17 protein-coding genes are annotated in these 22,253 nt (G+C 68.8%); 10 read left to right on the top strand and 7 right to left on the bottom strand.

Features of this window, described 5'->3' with window-relative positions; translation table 11 throughout:
• Positions 1–156: 156 nt before the first annotated feature.
• From OHT57_RS24875 to OHT57_RS24865, 3 genes are read right to left on the bottom strand one after another with little or no spacing between them, the layout of a single operon-like run.
• Positions 157–1,296 carry a cystathionine gamma-lyase gene (locus OHT57_RS24875; RefSeq protein ID WP_328748697.1) on the bottom strand — a complete coding sequence of 380 codons (1,140 nt, stop codon included), beginning with the start codon at positions 1,294–1,296 and terminating at the stop codon, positions 157–159.
• Positions 1,293–1,784 carry a low molecular weight protein-tyrosine-phosphatase gene (locus OHT57_RS24870; RefSeq protein ID WP_328748696.1) on the bottom strand — a complete coding sequence of 164 codons (492 nt, stop codon included), beginning with the start codon at positions 1,782–1,784 and terminating at the stop codon, positions 1,293–1,295. Before OHT57_RS24870 ends, OHT57_RS24875 begins: the two co-directional genes overlap by 4 nt.
• A gap of 7 nt (positions 1,785–1,791) precedes the next feature.
• A complete protein-coding gene (locus tag OHT57_RS24865; RefSeq protein WP_328748695.1) occupies positions 1,792–2,169 on the bottom strand; it encodes a phage holin family protein in 378 nt (125 codons plus the stop codon).
• Positions 2,170–2,226: 57 nt separating this feature from the next.
• On the opposite strand from OHT57_RS24865, the gene OHT57_RS24860 reads away from it, so the two are divergent.
• The 4 genes from OHT57_RS24860 (at position 2,227) to OHT57_RS24845 (ending at position 4,599) form a co-directional block, all read left to right on the top strand.
• Complete coding sequence (locus OHT57_RS24860) at positions 2,227–2,544, top strand: cupin domain-containing protein (RefSeq protein WP_328748694.1); 318 nt, start codon at positions 2,227–2,229, stop codon at positions 2,542–2,544.
• 148 nt (positions 2,545–2,692) lie between these two features.
• Positions 2,693–2,905 carry a DUF5326 family protein gene (locus OHT57_RS24855; protein WP_328748693.1) on the top strand — a complete coding sequence of 71 codons (213 nt, stop codon included), beginning with the start codon at positions 2,693–2,695 and terminating at the stop codon, positions 2,903–2,905.
• Positions 2,906–3,328: 423 nt separating this feature from the next.
• Positions 3,329–4,063 (top strand): IclR family transcriptional regulator, encoded by a 735-nt coding sequence (locus tag OHT57_RS24850; RefSeq protein ID WP_328753318.1) that lies wholly within the window; start codon positions 3,329–3,331, stop codon positions 4,061–4,063.
• Between the two features lie 98 nt (positions 4,064–4,161).
• The gene (locus tag OHT57_RS24845; protein ID WP_328748692.1) at positions 4,162–4,599 is read left to right on the top strand and encodes an SsgA family sporulation/cell division regulator; all 438 of its coding nucleotides are present in this window, start codon (positions 4,162–4,164) and stop codon (positions 4,597–4,599) included.
• 599 nt (positions 4,600–5,198) lie between these two features.
• Here OHT57_RS24845 and OHT57_RS24840 read toward each other — a convergent pair.
• Positions 5,199–6,899 (bottom strand): YibE/F family protein, encoded by a 1,701-nt coding sequence (locus OHT57_RS24840; RefSeq protein WP_328748691.1) that lies wholly within the window; start codon positions 6,897–6,899, stop codon positions 5,199–5,201.
• A gap of 253 nt (positions 6,900–7,152) precedes the next feature.
• Between OHT57_RS24840 and thiC the strand changes: the two genes are divergently transcribed.
• Positions 7,153–8,967, top strand: a complete 1,815-nt coding sequence (gene thiC, locus OHT57_RS24835; protein ID WP_328748690.1) for a phosphomethylpyrimidine synthase ThiC — start codon at positions 7,153–7,155, stop codon at positions 8,965–8,967.
• 227 nt (positions 8,968–9,194) lie between these two features.
• Here the strand turns inward: thiC and OHT57_RS24830 are convergent, their stop codons facing one another.
• The 3 genes from OHT57_RS24830 to OHT57_RS24820 all read right to left on the bottom strand — a co-directional run bounded on the left by OHT57_RS24830 (position 9,195) and on the right by OHT57_RS24820 (position 12,631).
• A complete protein-coding gene (locus OHT57_RS24830) occupies positions 9,195–10,055 on the bottom strand; it encodes a hypothetical protein (protein ID WP_328748689.1) in 861 nt (286 codons plus the stop codon).
• A gap of 194 nt (positions 10,056–10,249) precedes the next feature.
• Positions 10,250–11,317, bottom strand: coding sequence for a metallophosphoesterase (locus tag OHT57_RS24825; protein ID WP_328748688.1), 1,068 nt, complete (start codon positions 11,315–11,317; stop codon positions 10,250–10,252).
• 201 nt (positions 11,318–11,518) lie between these two features.
• The gene (locus OHT57_RS24820; RefSeq protein WP_328748687.1) at positions 11,519–12,631 is read right to left on the bottom strand and encodes a LacI family DNA-binding transcriptional regulator; all 1,113 of its coding nucleotides are present in this window, start codon (positions 12,629–12,631) and stop codon (positions 11,519–11,521) included.
• A 397-nt stretch (positions 12,632–13,028) separates the two neighbouring features.
• Between OHT57_RS24820 and hisC the strand changes: the two genes are divergently transcribed.
• The 5 genes from hisC to OHT57_RS24795 all read left to right on the top strand — a co-directional run bounded on the left by hisC (position 13,029) and on the right by OHT57_RS24795 (position 22,169).
• Positions 13,029–14,108, top strand: a complete 1,080-nt coding sequence (hisC, locus tag OHT57_RS24815; RefSeq protein WP_328748686.1) for a histidinol-phosphate transaminase — start codon at positions 13,029–13,031, stop codon at positions 14,106–14,108.
• Positions 14,109–14,337: 229 nt separating this feature from the next.
• On the top strand, positions 14,338–15,846 hold the full coding sequence (locus OHT57_RS24810) for a cytochrome ubiquinol oxidase subunit I (RefSeq protein WP_328748685.1): 1,509 nt from the start codon (positions 14,338–14,340) through the stop codon (positions 15,844–15,846).
• Positions 15,847–15,876: 30 nt separating this feature from the next.
• Complete coding sequence (gene cydB / locus OHT57_RS24805; RefSeq protein WP_328748684.1) at positions 15,877–16,881, top strand: cytochrome d ubiquinol oxidase subunit II; 1,005 nt, start codon at positions 15,877–15,879, stop codon at positions 16,879–16,881.
• 59 nt (positions 16,882–16,940) lie between these two features.
• Positions 16,941–20,429, top strand: a complete 3,489-nt coding sequence (gene cydD / locus OHT57_RS24800; RefSeq protein ID WP_328748683.1) for a thiol reductant ABC exporter subunit CydD — start codon at positions 16,941–16,943, stop codon at positions 20,427–20,429.
• Positions 20,430–20,504: 75 nt separating this feature from the next.
• Entirely contained in the window at positions 20,505–22,169 is a 1,665-nt protein-coding gene (locus tag OHT57_RS24795) for a sensor histidine kinase (RefSeq protein ID WP_328748682.1), read from the top strand.
• Positions 22,170–22,253: the final 84 nt, after the last annotated feature.

Below are 22,253 nucleotides of genomic sequence, written 5' to 3'. Positions count from 1 at the left end.
ACACTGACACAGAGTCAACTAGCCTTGTTCGCGCGGTTCTTACCATGCGGAACCGGGACGGTCCGAGCCACGAGGGGGGAGGCTCGGACCGTCCGTTCTGCGCAGCCGGACATCTGTTGTAAGCAGCCGGACACCTGGGAAGGCCCGAGAAAACGGTCAGTCGACCGACTCGTCGAGCGCACGCAGCACATCCGCCACCAGATCCTCGGGATCCTCCGCGCCGACCGAGAAGCGGATGAAGCCCTCCGGCACATCGTCCCCGCCCCAGCGCAGGCGCCGCTCGGCCGTGGAGCGCACCCCTCCGAAGCTCGTCGCGTCGTCCACGAGCCGCAGGGCGCCGAGAAAACGGTCGGCACGCGCGCGCGTGGGCAGCGTGAAGGAGACCACGCATCCATAGCGCCGCATCTGCTGTGAAGCGATCTTGTGCGAGGGGTCGTCGGACAGCCCCGGGTAGCGAAGCCCGGTCACTTCGGGCCGCGCGCGCAGCGCCTCGGCGAGCACCAGGGCGCTCGCGTTCTGCCGGTCGACCCGCATCTGGAGCGTGGCGATCGAACGGTGCGCGAGCCAGGCCTCCATGGGCCCCGCGATCGCCCCCACGATCTTCCGCCAACGGCGTACGGCGTCCATGGCCTCGCCCTCGCGGCCGGTGACGTACCCCAGGAGGACGTCTCCGTGCCCCGTGAGCTGCTTGGTGCCGCTGGCCACGGAGAAGTCCGCGCCGAGCTCCAGCGGGCGCTGTCCGAGCGGTGTGGCGAGTGTGTTGTCGACGGCGACGAGCGCCCCACGCGCGTGTGCCGCCTCGGCGAGCCGCCGGATGTCGCACACGTCGAGTCCTGGATTGGACGGACTCTCGATCCACAGCAGCCGCGCGCCGTCGAGGACGTCGAGTTGTGCGTCCCCTGCGGTCGGCGCGGTGCGCACCTCAATGCCGTACGCCTCCAACTGGGTTCGTACCAGGGGCATGGCCTGGTAGCAGTCGTCAGGCAGGACCACGGTGTCGCCGGCGCGCAGCTGGGAGAAGAGCACCGACGAGACGGCGGCCATCCCGGAGGCGAACACGAGCGTCTCGACGCCGTCCCGCCCAGGTGCCTCCAGTTCGCCGATGGCACGTTCGAGCAGGGTCCAGGTCGGGTTCGCGTCACGGCCGTAGGTGTAGGGGCCCTCGACCTCCCCCGGAAGATGGAAATGGGCGGCGAACGCCGGACCGGGCAGGGCCGGTTCGTTCTTGACCGCCTCGGGCAGTCCGGCCCGCACCGCGCGTGTGCCCTCTCCGTCGTCCGCAGCCCTGTTGCTCATACCACCCGTCCTTCCGTCTGCTCGCGCACCGCGGCGAGCAGACCCTCGCTCGCCGCCTCCACCATCTCAAGGCACTCCTCGAAGCCGTCCCGGCCTCCGTAGTACGGGTCCGGGACGTCGAGGTCGTCGCCCGCAGCCGGGTCGTACGAACGCAACAGCCGCACCTTCCCGGCATCCGCCGAGGTGGGAGCGAGGCGCCGCAGGGCCTTGAGGTGGCCGGCGTCGAGGGCGACGACGAGGTCGAGACGGGAGAACCAGCCAGGCTGGAACTGCCGGGCCGTATGGCCGCCGTCGTAGCCGTGTTCCTCCAGGACCGACACGGTGCGCGGGTCGGCGCCGTCACCCTCGTGCCAGCCGCCCGTACCGGCGCTGTCGACCTCGACCAGACCGTCCAGGCCGGCCTCCGTCACACGGGCGCGGAAGACCGACTCGGCCATCGGGGAACGGCAGATGTTGCCGGTGCAGACGAAGCACACGCGGTAGGTCACGGCCTGCTCAGTCCTCGTCGGGCAGGACGACGTGCAGCGCCCAGGAGACGATCGAGATGATCAGGCCGCCGAGTACGGCGGTCCAGAAGCCCTCGACGTGGAAGCTGAGGTCGACCTTGCCGGCCAGCCACGAGGTGAGCATCAGCATCAGCGCGTTGACCACCAGGGTGAACAGGCCGAGCGTCAGGATGAACAGCGGGAAGGTCAGCACCTTCAAAACCGGCTTGACCAGGAAGTTCACCAGGCCGAAGACGAGTGCGACGAGGATCAGCGTCCAGGCCTCCTTGCCCGTGTTGTCACCGGTCAGGGTGATCTTGTCGAGCAGCCAGACCGCGACTGCCAGGGCACCCGCGTTGGCGATCGTCTTGACTACGAAATTCTTCATGTGTCTGATCGTTGCAGAAGAGACCAGGCACAAGCACGGCGAGGGCGGACGAAGTCGATGAAGGCATTCCGGTTGGACGAACTGGAGGCGGAGCGCGCCGCCAATGACGGCGCCTACCTCCAGTTCCTGCGTGAGCGGAACATGTCGGTCGGCCTGTACGCACTCGACGCGGGCGCGCAGGACCCGCAGCAGCCGCACCAACAGGACGAGATCTACTTCGTGGTCAGCGGCCGCGCGGCGATCACCGTGGGTATGGAGACCACCCAGGTGGCGCGCGGCAGCGTGGTGTACGTGCCGGCCGGCGTCGCCCACAAGTTCCACCACATCAGCGAGGACCTGAGGGTCATGGTGGTGTTCTCTCCCCCGGAGAGCTGACCTGGGGTCTCGGGGTTCCCTAGGGGATCAGTCAGGGGAGGACAAGGGGTGCGAGGCCCCCGCCGAGGCCCCTGTCGGCCCTAGCATCGAGTGCAGGACATTGGTGATCCGGCACGGAAGATGCCGGACTGCAGAGAGGTGTAGGGCGATGGGAGAGATTTTCGCGGGGCTGCCGTGGTGGGTGAAGTGGATCGCGGTGCCGGTCATCGCCCTGGTCGTGTTCGGCGGGCTGATAGCCACGGTCGTCGGCTTCGTCATCGGCCTCCTCTTCAAGCTGCTGGTCTTCGTGGCCCTGGTCGGCGGACTCGTCTACGTCGTGCGGAAGTTCATGTCGAGCACTTCTTCGCGCAGCAACTGGTGAGTCTCCGGAGCGGGTGGGGCGACCGGTAACAGGAACCACCTGTTACCTCGGGCGAGGGAAGTTTTCCGGACGGACCGTATGCGGGCGGTGGCGGACCGTTAAAGTCCGGAATTCGACGCGGGGACGACCCCGCGAGCGGCGTACACCCCCTCCCGTGTTCTCCGCACGGGCTGCCCCCTCGCGCTCCGGGAGTGACCCTTGGCCACGGTTGACACCGCATCCGCACACCCCGACACCCACCCGACGACAGCTCCCGCGCAGCCGGCGGACTCGGTCCGGCCGACACCTTCCGCAGAGCCGACGCCTCAGAGCCGGCCTGCACCTCCCGGGCGGACGTCCGCTCCCGTACGGCCGACAGCGCCCGTCCAGCGACGCGCGACGCCCCCATCCGAACAGCCGGAGCAATCCCACCCCGCGACCCTCATCGGGTCCGTCCAGCGGGCGATGCGCCTGCTCGAGGCCGTCGCGGAGCACGAGCACGGAGCCCCGGCCAAACAACTGGCCCGGGAGACCGGGCTGGCGCTCCCCACGGCCTACCACCTGCTGCGCACCCTCGTGCACGACGGCTATCTGCGCCGGGACAGGGGCCTCTTCTTCCTCGGCGAGGCGGCCGAGCGGCTGAGCAGCAGTGGAGCCCAGCAGAAACGTCGCAGCACGGTCGTCGAGGTGCTCGCCCACTGTCGAGACCTGATCGGTGCGCCGGTGTACTACGCGCAGTACCGGGACGGGGAGATCGAGATCCTCTGCGTCTCCGACACCCCGGGCAACCCGGCGGTCGAGGAGTGGGCCGACTTCCGTGAGACCGCGCACGCGCACGCCATCGGGCAGTGCCTGCTGGCCCAGCTCGACGAGGAGGCCCGCCGCGATCACCTCGATCGCTATCCCGTGCGGTCCATCACTCCCTACACGGTGCGCGACAACCACAACCTGCTCAGGCGCCTCGAACGGACCGGTCGGATGGAGCCGGTGATCGAACGTCAGGAGTACGCACTGGGCACGGTGTGTGCCGCTCTTCCGATCACGTTGGGTAACACAGCGGCGACGATGGCCATCTCCCTACCCGGTCATCAGGCGGACCGGCTCCTGGCCGCAACCCAGCAATTGCAAGGGGAAATCGGGCGCCTGATGGGTCCGCTCGCGATCTCTATCAGTATCTGAAAACTCACTCCTTGTGATCTGCCGTATACGTTCAGCAAGATGCCACCAGTGTCAGAGGGATCATTCCCAGCCAACCAAGGCAGATGACGGGGTAGGCGATGCGCGAGACCGTGCAGGCAGAGGTCATGATGAGCTTTCTGGTGTCGGAGGAGCTCTCCTTCCGTATCCCGGTGGAGCTGCGCTACGAGGCCTGTGATCCCTACGCCGTCCGGCTGACGTTCCATCTGCCGGGCGACGCCCCGGTGACCTGGGCCTTCGGGCGTGAGCTGCTGATCGACGGAGTGGGTCGCCCTTGTGGTGAGGGCGACGTACGGGTCGCGCCCTCCGGTCCCGAACTGCTGGGCGATGTGCTGATCCGGCTTCAGGTCGGCGGTGACCAGGCGATGTTCCGGTCGTCGACGGCGCCGATCATCGCTTTCCTCGACCGCACCGACAAGTTGGTGCCGCTCGGCCAGGAGGCCGCTCTGGCCGATTTCGATACTCACCTCGACGAGGCGCTGGACCGAATCCTGGCGGAGGAGCAGAGCGCGGGCTGACGCCGTAGGGCAAGCAGGTGGCGGAACGCTTCATCATGGGCCGGGAGGGCGCAGGAACGCTTCTGCCGGATGGGTGCGGGGCGGCGGCTTGATCGGTCCTGTGCTGCTTGGCCCGGGCTGGACCAGTGGGTGGGTGGGTGTCGGTGTCGAAGCGAGACGAGTGACTGGCTGACCTTGATCCGGGGCGATGTGAGCGGCCGGCTGATTTTGAGCCGGGGCGCGTATGCGATCGGGTTCGGGCAGGAGCGGCAGGAGCGGCAGGAGCGGCGATCGTGCCGGAGCGGCAGGCTCGTGCTGGAGGAGGCCGTTGAGTGTGTGCCGTGCGGGTACTTGGTCGAGGCGGGCGCGTCTGGGGACTGTTGACGTATCCGAACGCCCTGAGCGCGATCGCGCGTTGCCCGTGGGGCGGTGTGGCGGCTGATCCGGGGGATCCGGAACCTTTGCCCCTACGCCTCTCAGCGCACGGCATTCCTCCCGGCGCCCAAGCCTTCCGGTCCCCCGTCCTCCCGCCTGAGAACGCTGCTTCCCGCGTCCACGCGTCCACGCGCCCGGTGTCCCAGAGCTGCGTCACCTGGTCGTGCGCTCGGGAGTGGGCACTCTCAGTGCCTGCGCCGCCGTCCCTTTCCGCCCCGGGACGGAGTAGGGCGGCCACCTGCCGTGCCCGCGCTCACGCTGGTCGCCGCCACGGGCGCAGGTGCCGTGGCCCCCACCCCCACTGTCGCTTTTCCTGGCCGGTCGGCCGAGACCACCAGAGCTGCGAGGACCGTGGTGACCGGTACCGAGGCGACGAGGCCGATCGAGCCGACCAGGGTCCGCACGATCTCCTCCGCCACCAACTCGCTGTTGGCGACGACCCCCACGCTGGACTGGGCGATGGAGAAGAGCAGCAGCAGCGGCAACGCAGCACCCGCGTAAGCGAGAACGAGCGTGTTGACGACGGACGCGATGTGGTCGCGGCCGATGCGGATACCGGCGCGGTACAGCCCACGCCAGCCCATCGCGGGGTTGGCCTCGTGAAGCTCCCAGACCGCCGAGGTCTGCGTGACCGTCACATCGTCCAGGACACCGAGCGAGCCGATGATGACGCCGGCGAGCAGCAGACCGCTCATGTCGATCGACGGGTACAGCCCGTGGATGAGCCCGGTGTTGTCGTCGGTGTTGCCGGTGAGGGCGGCCCAGCCGATGAACTGCGAGCCGAGGATGCCGATGAGCACCAGGGAGATCAGGGTGCCCAGTACCGCCACGGAGGTACGGGCCGACAGACCGTGGCACAGGTAGAGGGCGATCAGCATGATGGCGCTCGACCCGATCACCGCCACGAGCAGTGGGTTCGAGCCCTGCAGGATCGCGGGCAGGACGAAGAAGTTGAGCACCATGAAGCTGATGGCCAGCGCGACCAGTGCCATGACCCCGCGCAACCGCCCGACGACCACGACGGCGAGTGCGAAGATGCCGGCCAGCAGGCCCATCGGGAACCTGCGGTTCACGTCGGTGACCGAGTACTGCAGGTCCCTGGGCGCCGAGGGCTCGTACGCGACCACGACCTTCTGACCCTGGTGCAACTGCCGTGACTGGTCCGGCTGGACGATCTCCGTGAAGGTGCGGCCCTTGTCAGTGCCGGTGTCGACCCGGATCGTCGCCTTCTTGCAGGTGCCGTTCGCCTGCTGCTCGGCGGAGGAGCCCTCGGCGGTGGAGGTGTCCCCGGTCGGGGCCTCTCCCGAGGCGTTGACCGACTTGCAGCTGACGCTCACGACCTTGCTGACCGTGGCCTGCTGGGTCTGCCGGTCGAAGCCGACCCCGGTGCGTTCGTGTGCTGGGGCGCCACCGGGCCAGAGCACCACGAGCCCCACCAGGACGGCCGCGCCGAACGGGATCAGGATGGCCGCGATGACCTTCCGCAGATGCTTGGAGACAGGGGTCGCCGGGCCGTGGCTGTGACCGTGCGAGTGGCCGCCACCGCCACCACCGCCACTGGTGGGACCGCTCCCGTCCTCGTGCCCATGTCCGTGCCCGTCGCCGGAGTTGTGTCCGTGGCCGTCGTCACCTCCACCATGGCCGCCATGACCACCGCGGTCGCCTCCGCCATGGTTGCCGCCGTGGCCAACGTCACCGTCGCCGGCTCGGTGCCCTTGGCTGAAGGCGTGCGCATCGCCGTGCTCATGCTCGTGCCGGCCGCCTGGTCCGCCGGCTCCGGACCTGCTGGGGAAGCCGCCGCCGGGGCCGTACCCGGGTCCGTTTCCGGAGCCTGGTCGGCGCGGTGGCTCGGGAGGCGGGTACGGGGGCTGATGCGTCGTGGTCACCGACCGATCATCGCAAGAACGAATGGGGCCCCCTGTTCACCGCGCCCGAATTGACGCTAGCGTGGTGGCACCTTTGTACACGCGGGAGCTCGGAGCACCGGGCTGAGAGGGCGCTGACCTTCGTCCCAGCGATGTTTCACGTGGAACGTCCTCATCAACGAGTGACGTTCCCCACGAAACGTCGGCAGACGGAAACCGCTGCGTCGACCGCCGAACCTGTTACCGGGTAATGCCGGCGTAGGGAGTAGGTCTCATGACCATCAAGGACGCACGCACGCCTGCCTCCAGCCAGGACGAACAGTCTGTTCAGGGAGAAACCCTGGCACAACACCCCACGGAGGCCGGAAAGTCCATCGGCTGGCACAAGGCGTACATCGAGGGCTCGCGCTCCGATCTGCGGGTGCCGGTTCGTCAGGTGCACCTCACCAACGGGCAGTCGGTCACGCTGTACGACACCTCGGGTCCGTATACCGATCCGCTGGCCGAGACGGACGTCCGCCGGGGTCTGATGCCGTTGCGGGAGAACTGGATCGTCGGCCGTGGGGACACCGAGGAGTACGCGGGCCGTCCCGTGCGCCCCGAGGACGACGGCATCAAGCACACCTCACCGCGGGGCGGACTGCGCAACCTCGACGCGGTGTTCCCGGGGAGGCCGCGTCAGCCGCGCCGCAGTCGGGACGGCAACGCGGTCACGCAGCTCGCCTATGCCCGTCGCGGTGAGATCACTCCGGAGATGGAGTACGTGGCTCTTCGGGAGAACGTCTCGCCCGAGGTGGTCCGCGAGGAGATCGCGGCGGGTCGCGCGGTGCTGCCGGCCAACGTCAACCACCCGGAGATCGAGCCGATGATCATCGGCAAGCGGTTCCTGGTGAAGGTCAACGCCAACATCGGCAACTCCGCGGTCACGTCCTCCATCGAGGAGGAGGTCGAGAAGATGACCTGGGCGACCCGCTGGGGCGCCGACACGGTCATGGATCTGTCCACCGGCCGCAACATCCACACCACACGCGAGTGGGTACTGCGCAACTCCCCCGTTCCCATCGGCACGGTGCCGCTCTACCAGGCACTGGAGAAGGTCGAGGGCCGAGCCGAGGAGCTCACCTGGGAGATCTACAAGGACACGGTGATCGAACAGGCCGAACAGGGCGTGGACTACATGACGGTCCACGCGGGCGTGCGCCTGTCGTACGTACCGCTGACGGCCAACCGCAAGACGGGCATCGTCTCGCGCGGCGGCTCGATCATGGCGGCCTGGTGTCTCGCACACCACAAGGAGTCGTTCCTGTACGAGAACTTCGAGGAACTGTGCGAGATCCTCGCCGCCTACGACGTCACGTACTCGCTGGGTGACGGCCTCAGGCCCGGCTCGATATCGGACGCCAACGACGAGGCGCAGTTCGCGGAGTTGCGCACGCTCGGGGAACTCAACCGGATCGCGAAGCGTTTCAACGTACAGACCATGATCGAGGGCCCGGGGCACGTCCCGATGCACAAGATCAAGGAGAACATCGACCTTCAGCAGGAGATCTGCGATGAAGCTCCGTTCTATACGCTCGGCCCGCTGACCACCGACATCGCGCCGGCTTACGACCACATCACCTCCGGCATCGGCGCCGCGATGATCGCCTGGTGGGGCACCGCGATGCTCTGCTACGTCACGCCCAAGGAGCACCTGGGCCTGCCCAACCGGGACGACGTCAAGACCGGAGTCATCACCTACAAGATCGCCGCCCACGCGGCCGACCTCGCCAAGGGACACCCAGGCGCCCAGGAGTGGGACGACGCCCTCTCGGACGCTCGCTTCGAGTTCCGCTGGGAGGACCAGTTCAACCTCGCCCTGGACCCGGACACGGCCCGAGAGTTCCACGACGAGACCCTCCCGGCCGAGCCGGCCAAGACGGCTCACTTCTGCTCCATGTGCGGGCCGAAGTTCTGCTCGATGAAGATCTCCCATGACATCCGCCGCCGCCACGGCGACAGCAAGGAGGAGATCGAGGAAGGGATGGCTCAGAAGTCGAAGGAGTTCGCTGCGTCGGGCAACCGGGTGTATCTGCCGATCGCGGACTGAAAGACCACAGGGCGAGCGAGGCTCCCGGCGAGCGGGCCATGAGCGCTGGCCCGTTGCCGCAATACGCCTCGTTGCGGTTGGTCGCGGCTCGCGGGGCTGCGGCTGTCGTGCGCTGCGGGGTGGCATGGCCGACGGCGCGACACCCCGCAGCCGGGTCTTCGGCTTGCGCTCCCCTTGGTGGGCGCGCAAGCCGAGGGGCTGTTCCGGCTGCGTGACTGCGGCTCGTGTCACTCCGGCTGGTGTTCCGGCCCCCCGAAGTCCGGGCTGCTGTAGTCCGGGCTGCTGAAACTCGGGCGGGCGCCCGAGGCTCCCTCGTCGGGGCTGGAGAAGCCGGGGCGGCCGTAGCCGAGGTTGGGCATGCGGCTGGTCGGTGCGGGCGGTGCCGTGTGGTGCATTGCGACGGTGCCCGGGTCGGCCAGAGCCTCCCTGAGGAAGGGAAGGATGCCCCGTTCCAGCAGTGCGTCGTGCCAGGAGTCCCTGGCCCGGGCCACTTCCTCGCTGAGCTCGCCGTACCCGGGGCCCGGCGAGGGCCGGTTCCGCAGGGCGGTGAGCAGCAGGCCGCAGGCGGCGACCAGGATCGCGGCCGCCGTCATGGCCCCGAACACCCAGCCGATGGTGATCATGGTGTGGGCGATTGCGGGCTCGGGGTTGATCATCTGGAGGATGTAGCCCACAAGAAGGAAGATCGCCGCGGCTATTCCGGCGAGGACGGGCGTCAGGACCGCGGCGACGGCGACGGCGCCCGCACCGGTGGTCTCGGCGACCTCTCCCATGGCGGTGGCGAGCCCCATCGCACCCGTGCCCGACTCGGCGGGGCCGGGTTCGTGCACGGACGACAGGGTGGACGGCGCCGGACGGCGCTGTTCCTCGCGGACCTTCACGTAGTGCTGGTACTCGGTCGCGGCGGCCACCGTGATGAGTGCGGTGGCGTTCAGCGCCATGGTGCGCAGCTGTTCGGGATTCAGCCGCTGTCCGACAGCGGCCAGTTCGGGACGGTGTGGGGCGGAGCGCAGCGCCTCGTCGAGGATCCGCTCGTACTCCTGGCGGTCCTCGCTGAGCAGGTGCTGCGGAACGCTGTTCATGTGCATCCCCCGATGCTCCGTAGGGCTTGGGGCTCGCATGCCAACGAGCCGTCGGGCAGAAACGGAGGGGAGCCTGCTACGGATAAGCCGATGGTAGAGCCGGGACGGCACAGGGTGACAGGGGGTTTCCAGAAATTGCCCTCTGGCCTGCGCTCTCGCCGGTCAGTTCGCCTTAGGGGGACACCTGCCCCGGGAATGGTTCAGATATCCAGGGGCAGTTGCTGGACCAGCAGTTTTCCGGCCATGGTCACCCCGCCGTCCATCGCGATGGCCAGTCCGTCGGCGTAGACGTGCGGTCCTTCGACCACCGGACCGGAATCGTCCTCGTCGTCCTCGGAGCCCACGTCGCCGAGCAGATACGGGATCGGGCTGTGGCCGTGAACGATCCGGACGCCGCCGTACGTATCGAGCAGGGAGCGCACATGGCCGGCCCCGCCCTCGTCGCGGAAGGAGAAGCGCTTGGTCAACTTGCGGAACACATCCCACACCTCGTCCGCGTCGTTGCGTGTGAGGGTCTCGCGGACCGTGTCGTTGACCGCTTCGATCGAGTCGCCGTAGTCCAGATAGGCGGTGGTGTCGGAGTGGACGAGCAGGTGGCCGTCGACCTCCTCGACGGCGTCCAGCCGTGCCATCCACTGCAGATGGTGGTCCTGGAGGCGGTCCATGTCGGTCTTCTGGCCGCCGTTGAGCAGCCAGGCCGCCTGGAAGGTGGCGGTGCCCGCGCCGGAGTTGACGGGAGTGTCGCCGAACCGCTTCGCGCCGAGCAGCAGCAGCTCGTGGTTGCCCATGAGTGCCTTGCAGTAGCCGCCGGCCGCGGCGGCCTCCGCGGACAGCCGCATCACGAGGTCGATGACGCCGATGCCGTCGGGCCCGCGGTCGGTGAAGTCGCCGAGGAACCACAGCCGGGCGGTGCCCGCACACCAGTTGCCCGCCGCGTCGATGAGGCCCTTCTCGCCGAGAGCGGCCATCAGTTCGTCGAGGTAGCCGTGGACGTCGCCGACGACGAACAGCGGACCGGGACCGTCCGCCGCGTCGTCGGACGCGGGGTCGGCGGCCGTCTTGAACTCGTCGTCCTGGCTGATGACGGGCAGATCCTGCTCGGTGGGGGTGTACCCCTCCGGGTACGCCTCTTCGTGGGCCGGAGCCACGTCGCCGGGGTGCGTGCTGTGGCCGAACGGACCGGTCTCGCTGACGTACGCGGGTACCCGGAAGTCACGCAGCACCGCCGTGTGCTCCGCCTCGGGTCCCTGACCGGCCCCCTGAGTCATCAGACCCCTCCACCATCGCGCCGCATGTGCACCGCTTCGGACTGCCTGGTCGCAGCGGCCCGCGGTGTCGTGGGCCCATCATAGGAATGCGGATCGCGCCGTGTGATGACCCAGGGGTGGTGAATCGGAGCAAGACTCCTGTTCACTGCGGCATTCGCCCCGATTGGGCCGGGCTTCGGTCATCGCCCGGCCGTTCTCGGGCTACTTCCCCTCGGGTGATCGCGGTGGGCTGACCGTCGTGCGCGGGGCTCGCCGCTGGGACGAGGTGCGCACGATCAGCTCCGTCGGTATCACCTGCTCGACCGGTTGGTCCGATTCGACCCCCTCGATGGCGTCGATGAGGAGCTGGACCACGGCCGTGCCGATGCGGCGCGGCTTGAGGGAGAGCGTGGTGACGGGCGGCTCTGTGCTGGCGTACACGGTCGACTCGCTGCAACAGACGATCAGCAGGTCCTCCGGAACGCGCAGACCGTAGCGGCGCGCGGCGGCTAGCAGGTCGGTGCCGTTCGGGTCGAACAGGCCGTACACGGCGTCGGGGCGGTCGGGGCGCGCGAGCAGCCGATCGGCGGCGACGGCGCCCGCGCACGGATCGTGTGCCGGGTAGGCCTCGTAGACCGGGTCCTGGCCCACCCGCTCGCACCAGCGCAGATACGCGGTGGTCGACAGATGGGTGTATGTGTCCGTCGTCGTACCCGTCAGCAGGCCGATGCGGCGGGCGCCGGCGTCGGCCAGGTGCTCGAGGATGCCGAGTACGGCGGCCTCGTGGTCGTTGTCGACCCAGGCGGTGACCGGGAGTGTGCCCGCCGGGCGGCCGTCGGAGACCACCGGTAAACCCTGCCGGACCAACTCGCTGACGACCGGGTCATGGTCGGACGGGTCGATGACCACGGTGCCGTCCAGGGCGACGTTCGACCACACGTCGTGGCGTGAGGTCGCGGGCAGGATGACGAGGGCGTAGCCGCGGGCGAGTGCGGCGGAGGTGGCGGCTCGTGCCATCTCGGCGAAGTACGCGAACTCGGTGAAGGTGAAAGGTTCATCCCCGTACGTCGTCACGGTCAGGCCGATGAGTCCTGACTTGCCGGTACGGAGGGTTCTGGCCGCGGCGGAGGGCCGGTAGCCCAATCGGTCGGCGACCTCCCTGACGTGGCGGCGGGTGGCGTCCGGCAGTCTGCCCTTGCCGTTCAGGGCATCGGAGACGGTCGTGATGGAGACTCCGGCGGCGGCGGCCACGTCTCTGATGCCCGCTCGGCCCGGCCGGCTGCCTCGACGTGAGGTTTCCGCGCGGCTCACCTGGTGCTTCCCTGCTGCTGTCATGGCGAGCCGATAGTAGGGCTCATCCGGTGGGGTAGGGCGGACGCATATGCACGCGTTGACAGGCACGTTTCTGCAAGGTCATTTCATGGCAACTACCTTTGAAATAGAGACAGTTAAACGATCCAATGGCACTACGTAACTTGTCGGCACGCATGAGCCTGCCAAGTTCCCGATGTTTCGAAGAGGTCTCAACTCACCTGCACGGGTGACGCGCGCCACGGCGCGAGCCACCGGCGCATAGATATATGTGACCGCGCCCCCTGGTTCGTCCGACTTCGTACAGTGATGCCCGTGATGCCCAAGGGGCTGATGAGGTTGGACCTCACCTGTACGCAGTCGGGCCCAATCCTCATAAGGTGAGCAGTATTGGAAGCGGGTGGTCATGAGGAGGACTGCGGTGAGCGAGAAGAGCCCCAAGCTGCGCGCCGAGCTGGAGGGTGTCCCCACCTACAAGCCGGGCAAGCCCGCCGCGGCCGACGGTCCGGTGGCCTACAAGCTGTCCTCCAACGAGAACCCCTATCCGCCGTTGCCGGGCGTGCTGGAGACCGTGACCGCCTCGGCCGCCTCCTTCAACCGCTACCCGGACATGGCGTGCACGGGTCTGATGAACGAGCTCTCGGAGCGCTTCGGCGTTCCGCTCTCCCACCTGGCCACCGGGACCGGCTCGGTCGGGGTCGCCCAGCAGCTGATCCAGGCGACCTCCGGTCCCGGGGACGAGGTGATCTACGCCTGGCGGTCCTTCGAGGCGTACCCGATTATCACGCAGATCAGCGGCGCCACCTCGGTTCAGGTGCCCCTGACGGCGGGCGATGTGCACGACCTGGACGCCATGGCCGACGCGATCACGGACCGGACCCGGCTGATCTTCGTCTGCAACCCGAACAACCCGACGGGCACGGTCGTGAAGCGGCCCGAGCTGGAACGGTTCCTCGACCGGGTGCCCGGTGACGTGCTGGTGGTGCTCGACGAGGCGTACCGCGAGTTCATCCGGGACCCCGAGGTACCGGACGGAGTGGAGCTGTACCGCACGAGGCCGAACGTCTGTGTGCTGCGCACCTTCTCCAAGGCGTACGGCCTCGCGGGCCTCAGGGTCGGTTTCGCTATCGCCCACGAGCCGGTGGCCGCGGCGTTGCGCAAGACGGCGGTGCCCTTCGGGGTCAGCCAGCTCGCGCAGGAGGCGGCGATCGCCTCGCTGCGGGCCGAGGATGCTCTGCTGGGCCGGGTCGGTTCACTGGTCGGTGAGCGCAATCGCGTGGTGGAGGGGCTACGGGCCCAGGGCTGGACGGTGCCCGAGAGCCAGGCCAACTTCGTGTGGCTGCGGCTGGGGGAGCGCACGGTCGACTTCGCCGCGGCGTGCGAGCAGCACGGCGTGGTCGTGCGGCCGTTCCCGGGTGAGGGTGTGCGGGTGACGGTCGGGGAGAACGAGGCGAACGACATCTTCCTGAAGGTGGCGGAGGGCTTCCGCAAGGAGTTGTGAGTCTGTCGCGAGCTGTGGGGCGTCTTGGTTTCACGTGGAACCGAGGCGCCCCGTGCCATGTGCCGAACGGCCCCAGTCAGGTGTGACCTATCGGACCCCGCTTAGGGACCCCCCACGTGCTCCATGCCGAACAGGCATGCGGCATACTGGCTTGTGAATGTGAACGCTTTCACAAGCGAACCTTTCGCACGCATATGTTCCACAAGCCTGTGAGGTAAGGAGCGGCGACGTGGACCTGGCTCTGGCGCCGGAGACCCTGGCGCGCTGGCAGTTCGGCATCACCACCGTCTACCACTTCCTGTTCGTCCCCCTGACGATCTCGCTGGCCGCCCTCACGGCCGGCCTCCAGACCGCATGGGTGCGTACGGAGAACGAGCGGTACCTCAGGGCCACCAAGTTCTGGGGCAAGCTCTTCCTGATCAACATCGCGATGGGTGTGGTCACCGGCATCGTGCAGGAGTTCCAGTTCGGCATGAACTGGTCCGACTACTCGCGCTTCGTCGGTGACGTCTTCGGTGCCCCGCTCGCCTTCGAGGCGCTGATCGCCTTCTTCTTCGAGTCCACCTTCATCGGACTGTGGATCTTCGGCTGGGACAAGCTGCCCAAGAAGATCCACCTGGCCTGCATCTGGATGGTCTCGATCGGCACGATCCTGTCGGCGTACTTCATCCTCGCGGCCAACTCGTGGATGCAGCACCCGGTCGGCTACCGGATCAACGAGGCGAAGGGCCGGGCCGAGCTCACCGACTTCTGGCTGGTGCTGACCCAGAACACCGCTCTCGCCCAGGCCTTCCACACACTCAGCGCGTGCTTCCTGACCGGAGGCGCGTTCATGGTCGGCATCGCGGCCTTCCATCTGTTCCGCAAGAAGCACATCCCCGTGATGAAGACCTCGCTGCGGCTGGGCCTCGTCACCGTGGTCATCGCCGGCATGCTCACCGCCATCAGCGGTGACACTCTCGGCAAGGTCATGTTCAAGCAGCAGCCGATGAAGATGGCGGCCGCCGAGGCGCTGTGGGACGGCCAGGACTCCGCCCCGTTCTCGATCTTCGCCTACGGCGACGTGGAGAAGGGCCACAACACCGTGGCCATCGAGATCCCCGGCCTGCTGTCCTTCCTCGCCAACGACGACTTCACCTCGTACATCCCCGGCATCAACGACGTGAACAAGGCCGAGCAGCAGAAGTACGGGCCGGGCGACTACCGTCCCAACATCCCCGTCACCTTCTGGGCGTTCCGCTGGATGATCGGCTTCGGCATGACGTCCTTCGCCGTCGGACTTGCCGGACTCTGGCTGACCCGCAAGAAGTTCATGCTGCCGCAGCACCTGCGGGTCGCCGAGGACGAGGTGCCGCATCTGGTCCTGTTCAGGAACAAGGCGCTCAGCCCCAAGCTCGGCAGGCTCTACTGGCTGGTGTCGATCTGGACCCTGGGCTTCCCGCTGATCGCCAACTCCTGGGGCTGGATCTTCACCGAGATGGGCCGTCAGCCGTGGGTCGTCTACGGCGTCCTGCAGACCCGGCACGCGGTCTCCCCCGGCGTCTCCCAGGCCGAGGTCCTCATCTCGATGATCACCTTCACGGCCCTGTACGCCGTCCTCGCCGTCGTCGAGGTCAAGCTGCTCGTGAAGTACATCAAGGCGGGCCCGCCCGAGCTCACGGAGGCCGACCTCAACCCGCCCACGAAGATCGGCGGCGACGCCCGTGACGCCGACAAGCCGATGGCCTTCTCGTACTAGGCCTCGCCCTAGGCCAAGGGAGCTCAAGTCATGGAACTTCACGACGTCTGGTTCGTGCTCATCGCGGTCCTGTGGACCGGCTACTTCTTCCTGGAGGGCTTCGACTTCGGGGTCGGTGTCCTCACCAAGCTGCTCGCCCGCAACCGGGTCGAGAAGCGCGTCCTGATCAACACCATCGGTCCCGTCTGGGACGGCAACGAGGTGTGGCTGCTGACGGCGGGCGGTGCGACCTTCGCGGCCTTCCCGGAGTGGTACGCCACGCTCTTCTCCGGGTTCTATCTGCCGTTGCTGGTCATTCTGGTCTGCCTGATCGTCCGCGGTGTCGCCTTCGAGTACCGGGCCAAGCGGCCCGAGGAGAACTGGCAGCGCAACTGGGAGACCGCGATCTTCTGGACCTCGCTCATCCCCGCCTTCCTGTGGGGCGTCGCCTTCGGCAACATCGCGCACGGAGTGAAGATCGACCGGAACTTCGAGTACGTCGGCACCCTGTGGGACCTGTTCAACCCGTACGCCGTTCTCGGCGGTCTGGTGACGCTGACGCTGTTCACCTTCCACGGCACGGTGTTCACGGCCCTCAAGACCGTCGGTGAGATCAGGGAGCGGGCGCGGAAGCTGGCCTCGGTGGTCGGTCTCGTCACGGCCGTTCTGGCGCTGATCTTCCTGCTGTGGACCCAGGTCGACGCTGGTGACGGCAAGAGTCTGGTCGCGATGGTGGTTGCCGTGGCCGCGTTGGTCGCCGCTCTGGTGGCCAACCAGGCAGGCCGTGAGGGATGGTCGTTCGCGCTGTCCGGCATCACCATCGTGGCCGCTGTGGCGATGCTCTTCCTGACGCTCTTCCCCAACGTCATGCCGTCCTCGCTCAACGCGGACTGGAGCCTGACGGTCACCAACGCCTCGTCGAGCCCGTACACCCTGAAGATCATGACCTGGTGCGCGGGGATCGCCACACCCGTCGTGATGCTCTACCAGGGGTGGACGTACTGGGTGTTCCGCAAGCGGATCGGTACGCAGCACATCGCCGACGCCGCGCACTGAGCCCGACGCGGGGCACGTTTCACGTGAAACGTGCCCCTTGAGAAGAGGGTGTGTTTCACGTGAAACCGATCGATCCACGCCTGCTCCGATACGCCAGGGCCACCAGGCTCTTCTTGGTAGCGGTGGTCGGCCTGGGAGTCCTCGGCGCCCTGTTGGTCATCGCCCAGGCGATGCTCATCGCCGAGATCGTGGTCGGCGCGTTCCAGCACGGTCTGTCGGTCGCTGAACTCCGCACTCCCCTGGTGCTGTTGGCGACGGTAGCCGTCGGTCGCGGACTCGTCTCCTGGCTCACCGAGCTGGCCGCCCATCGTGCGAGTGCCGCGGTGAAGTCGGAGCTTCGGAGGCGGCTGCTGGATCGGGCCGCGGCCCTCGGCCCCGGGTGGCTGAGCGGACAGCGGACCGGGTCCTTGGTCGCCCTTGCCACCAGGGGAGTCGACGCCCTCGACGACTACTTCTCCCGCTACCTCCCGCAGTTGGGGCTGGCGGCGGTCGTGCCGGTGGCGGTGCTGGCGCGGATCGTGACCGAGGACTGGGTCTCGGCGGCCATCATCGTCGGAACCCTGCCGCTCATCCCGGTTTTCATGATGCTGATCGGCTGGGCCACCCAGTCCCGGATGGACCAGCAGTGGCGGCTGCTGTCCCGACTGTCGGGGCATTTCCTGGACGTCGTCACGGGGCTGCCGACCCTGAAGGTGTTCGGCCGGGCCAAGGCGCAGGCCGAGTCGATCCGGCGCATCACCGGTGAGTACCGGCAGGCGACCATGCGGACGCTGCGGATCGCCTTCATCTCCTCCTTCGCGCTGGAGTTGCTGTCGACGCTCTCCGTCGCGCTGGTCGCCGTGACGATCGGGATGCGGCTCGTCCACGGCGAGATGCATCTGTACGACGGCCTGGTCATCCTCATCCTGGCCCCCGAGGCGTATCTGCCCCTGCGTCAGGTGGGCGCGCAGTATCACGCGGCGGCGGAAGGGCTGGCAGCCGCAGAGGAGATCTTCGCGGTCCTGGAGACGCCGGTCCCGCCATCGGGGACCGGCCCTGTGCCTGCGGGTGCGCTCTCCTTCGAGCAGGTCACCGTTCGCTACCCGGGTCGCTCAGGGGACGCCATCACGGATGCGTCCTTCCAGATCGCGCCCGGGGAGACGGTCGCTCTGGTCGGGCCCAGCGGCGCGGGCAAGTCGACGCTGCTGAACGTCCTCCTGGGATTCGTCCGGCCCACCGAGGGGCGGGTGCGGATCGGGGACGCCGATCTCGCCGAGGTGGACCTGGAGGAGTGGCGGTCGCGTATCGCATGGGTGCCGCAGCGGCCGCAGCTGTTCGCCGGGACGATCGCCGAGAACATACGGCTGGCGTGCCCCGACGCGGACGAGTCCGCCGTACGGCGGGCGTTGGCGGACGCGGGGGCGCTGGAGTTCGTCGACGCACTGCCTCGCGGGGCCGACACCGTGCTCGGTGAGGACGGGGCCGGGCTGTCCGCCGGACAGCGGCAACGGCTCGCGCTGGCACGGGCGTTCCTCGCGGATCGTCCTGTACTGCTCCTCGACGAGCCGACGGCGGCGCTCGACGGAGCCACCGAGGCGGAGGTCGTGGCGGCGGTACGGCGACTGGCGGCCGGACGGACGGTGCTACTGGTGGTGCATCGGCCGGCGCTGCTCGGCGTGGCGGACCGGGTGGTGCGGCTGGCGGAGCCGGTGCCCCAGGCGCCGGTTGAGGCCACGGCCAGGGCATCCGCGGCACCAGTGGTGGGGACCAGCGTCGTCGCCTCGGCCGGACCCTCGGTGACCGATGTGCCGCCGGACCGGCGCAGCACTCTCGCCCGGGTGCGCGCCATGTCCGGTCCCCGGCGTGGCCGACTCGTTCTCGCGCTGCTCCTCGGCAGTCTCGCCCTCGGTAGTGCCGTGGGGCTGATGGCCACCTCCGGGTGGTTGATCTCGCGAGCCTCGCAGCAGCCGCCCGTGCTGTATCTGATGGTGGCCGTGACGGCGACCAGGGCCTTCGGGATCGGACGGGCGGTGTTCCGGTACGCGGAGCGGCTGGTGTCGCACGACGCCGTGCTGCGGATGCTCGCCGACACCCGGGTCGCCGTCTACCGGCGGCTGGAACGACTTGCGCCGTCCGGTCTGCGGACGGCTCGCCGCGGTGATCTGCTCTCGCGGCTCGTCTCCGATGTGGACGCGCTTCAGGACTACTGGCTGCGCTGGCTGTTGCCGGCCGGTGCCGCGGTCGTGGTGTCGGCAGCTTCCGTGGGCTTCACGGCCTGGCTGTTGCCCGAGGCCGGTGCCGTGCTCGCCGCGGGCCTGCTGGCGGCCGGTGCGGGTGTCCCGCTGGTTACCGGTGCCGTGGCCCGGCGGGCCGAGCACAGGCTCGCGCCCGCCCGCGGGGAACTGGCCACCCGCGTGACCGATCTCCTCACCGGCACCGCCGAATTGACCGTCGCCGGCGCCCTGCCCGCCCGCACGGCGGAGACACGGCGAGCTGATGGCGTCCTCAAGCGGATCGCCTCCCGGGCCGCCACTGCCACCGCCCTCGGTGACGGACTCACCGCAGTGATCTGCGGTCTGACCGTCACGGCCACCGCCCTCGTCGGCGTCCAGGCGGTCGCCGCCGGCCGACTGGGCGGGATCGCCATGGCCGTCGTGGTCCTCACTCCGCTGGCCGCCTTCGAGGCGGTCCTCGGGCTGCCGCTCGCCGTGCAGTACCGCCAGCGGGTGCGCAGGAGCGCGGAGCGCGTGTACGAGGTGCTGGACGCGCCCGAGCCCGTACGGGAGCCGGAAAGCAGCCGACCGGCGCCCGCCTCACCGTTCCCGGTCGTCCTCAAGGGCCTTGCGGCCCGTCACGAGGGCCAGGACCGGGACGCGCTCGCCGGGCTCGACCTGACCCTTCACCAGGGCCGCAGGGTGGCGGTGGTCGGGGCGTCCGGCTCCGGCAAGACGACGCTCGCGCAGGTACTGCTGCGCTTCCTGGACGCGGACACCGGCACGTACACCCTGGGCGGCGTGGACGCCTACGGGCTGCACAGCGACGACGTACGGCGGCTGGTGGGGCTGTGCGCACAGGACGCGCACCTCTTCGACAGCTCGGTGCGCGAGAACCTGCTCCTGGCGAAGAAGGACGCGACCGAGGACGAGTTGAGGGATGCCCTGCGGCGGGCCCGGCTGCTCGACTGGGCGGATGGCCTTCCCGACGGACTCGACACGCTGGTCGGCGAACACGGGGCGTGGCTGTCCGGCGGCCAGCGGCAGCGCCTCGCGCTGGCCCGGGCGCTGCTCGCGGACTTCCCCGTCCTCGTCCTCGACGAGCCCGCCGAACATCTCGACCTGCCCACCGCGGACGCGCTCACCGTCGATCTGCTGGCTGCCACACAGGGCCGTACGACACTCCTCATCACCCACCGGCTGGCCGGGCTCGAGTCGGTGGACGAGGTGGTCGTGCTCGACGCGGGACGGGTGGTGCAGCGGGGCTCCTACGAGGAGTTGGCGGCCGTGGAGGGGCCCCTGCGGGAGATGGCCGCGCGGGAGGCGGCGTCGGAACTGCTGGTGGGAGCACCCTGAAGCCGGCAGGCTCGGGGCGGTTCAGGAGGACCAGTCCGGCTTTCTGGATGAAACAGCACTAACTACGCTCGGGGTATGCCCACCCCTCAGGGACTGTCGACCGACCTGGCCGTACGGCTGCCGCAACTGCTGGAGGCGATGCGGTCCGTGGACAGTGGTCCGGAGCCGCGCTCCCTGCTGCAGAGGATCTGCGAGACGGCAGCGGAACTGACCGGCGCCCGGTACGCGGCCATCGGTGTCGTCGACGAGGACGGCGAGAGGCTCACCGACTTCGTCTTCCACGGGACCGACGAGCCGACGGCCCGGCGGATCGGGCGACGGCCCGACGGGTGCAAGGGCCTGCTCGGCGCCCTCGCCCGCAACCCGGAGCCGATGAGGCTCGCGGATCTGACCGTGGACCCGCGCTCGTGCGGCCTGCCCGAACACCATCCGCCGATGCGCACCTTCCTGGGCCTGCCCGTCCGGGTGCGAGGCGAGGTCTTCGGCACCCTGTATGTGACGGAGAAGCACGGGGGCATGCTGTTCGACGACCATGACCTCAACCTGGTCCGGGTGCTGGCCACGGAGGCGGGGATCGCCGTCGGCAACGCCCGTCTGTACGAGGCGGCACAGCAGCATGAGCGCTGGATCGACGGCTCGGTCGCCGTGACCACCGCCCTGCTGTCCGGTGGCGATGCCGACGACGCTCTCCAGGTCGTCGCCGAGCAGGCCCGCCGGCTGTCCCGATCGACGGCCGGGATCGTGCTGCTGCCCAGTGACGAGGGCGGGCTGGAGATCGTGGCCGTGGCCGTGGCCGCGGACCGGCCGTCGGAAGCGCTCGGCACGGTGATTCCGCCGGACAGCGAGATCGTCGCCGAACTCCTCGACGGACAGGCCGTGTTCGTGCAGGACGCGGCCACGGATCCACGCGTGACCAGCGGCTTCGCGCGCGACTACGGGCCGATCATGATGGTGCCGCTCCAGAGCGAAGGCCGGTTGCTGGGCAGTCTCGTCACACCGCGCGCCCGCGGGGAGCGACCGTTCACCGAGGCGGAGCGCACTCTCGCCGTCCAGTTCGCCTCGCAGGCCGCGCTCGCTCTGATCATGGCCGAGACGCAGCGGGACCGGGAGCGGCTCGCGGTGTACGAGGACCGCGACCGGATCGCACGTGACCTGCACGACCTCGTCATCCAGCGACTGTTCGCGACGGGGATGATGCTCGGCAGCACGCAGCGCCGGTCGGCCGTGCCCGAGGTGCGGGACGGGGTGGGCAAGGCGGTGGACGAACTCGACACCACCATCCAGGAGATCCGCACCGCGGTCTTCGCGCTCCAGCAGAGCCCGGCCGACACCTCTGCGGGACTCCGTACCCGGGTGCTGCGAGAGATCACCATGGCAGCCGTGCCGCTCGGTTTCACGCCCTCGCACCGATTCGTCGGCCCGGTCGACACCGTGGTCGGCGACATGGTCGGCAAGAACCTCGTCGCGGCCCTGCGCGAGGCTCTGTCCAACGCCTTCCGGCACGCCCGCGCCTCCCGGATCGACGTCGTCGTCGACGCGAACGCGACCCTGCCGGACGGCAGCCCGGGCGTCCGGCTGACCGTCGCGGACGACGGTGTCGGCATTCCCGAGGGCGGTCGGCGCAGCGGCCTGCGCAACCTCGAACGACGGGCAGAGTCCCTCGGCGGTGACAGCGGACACGGGCCGGGCATCGGCGAGAACGGCGGCGGGACGACGGTGGTCTGGGAGGCACCACGCTGAAGGGCCTGGTGTGACCCGTCCGCAGCAACGTGTCCCCCAGCCGTACGACTCCAACAGGACCACGTCCCGGAGTCCGGGACAGGA

This window comes from Streptomyces sp. NBC_00285 (assembly GCF_036174265.1).
Taxonomy (GTDB): Bacteria; Actinomycetota; Actinomycetes; order Streptomycetales; family Streptomycetaceae; genus Streptomyces.
Note: the sequence above shows the minus strand (reverse complement) of the source record. Positions and strands in the feature narration are given on the sequence as shown.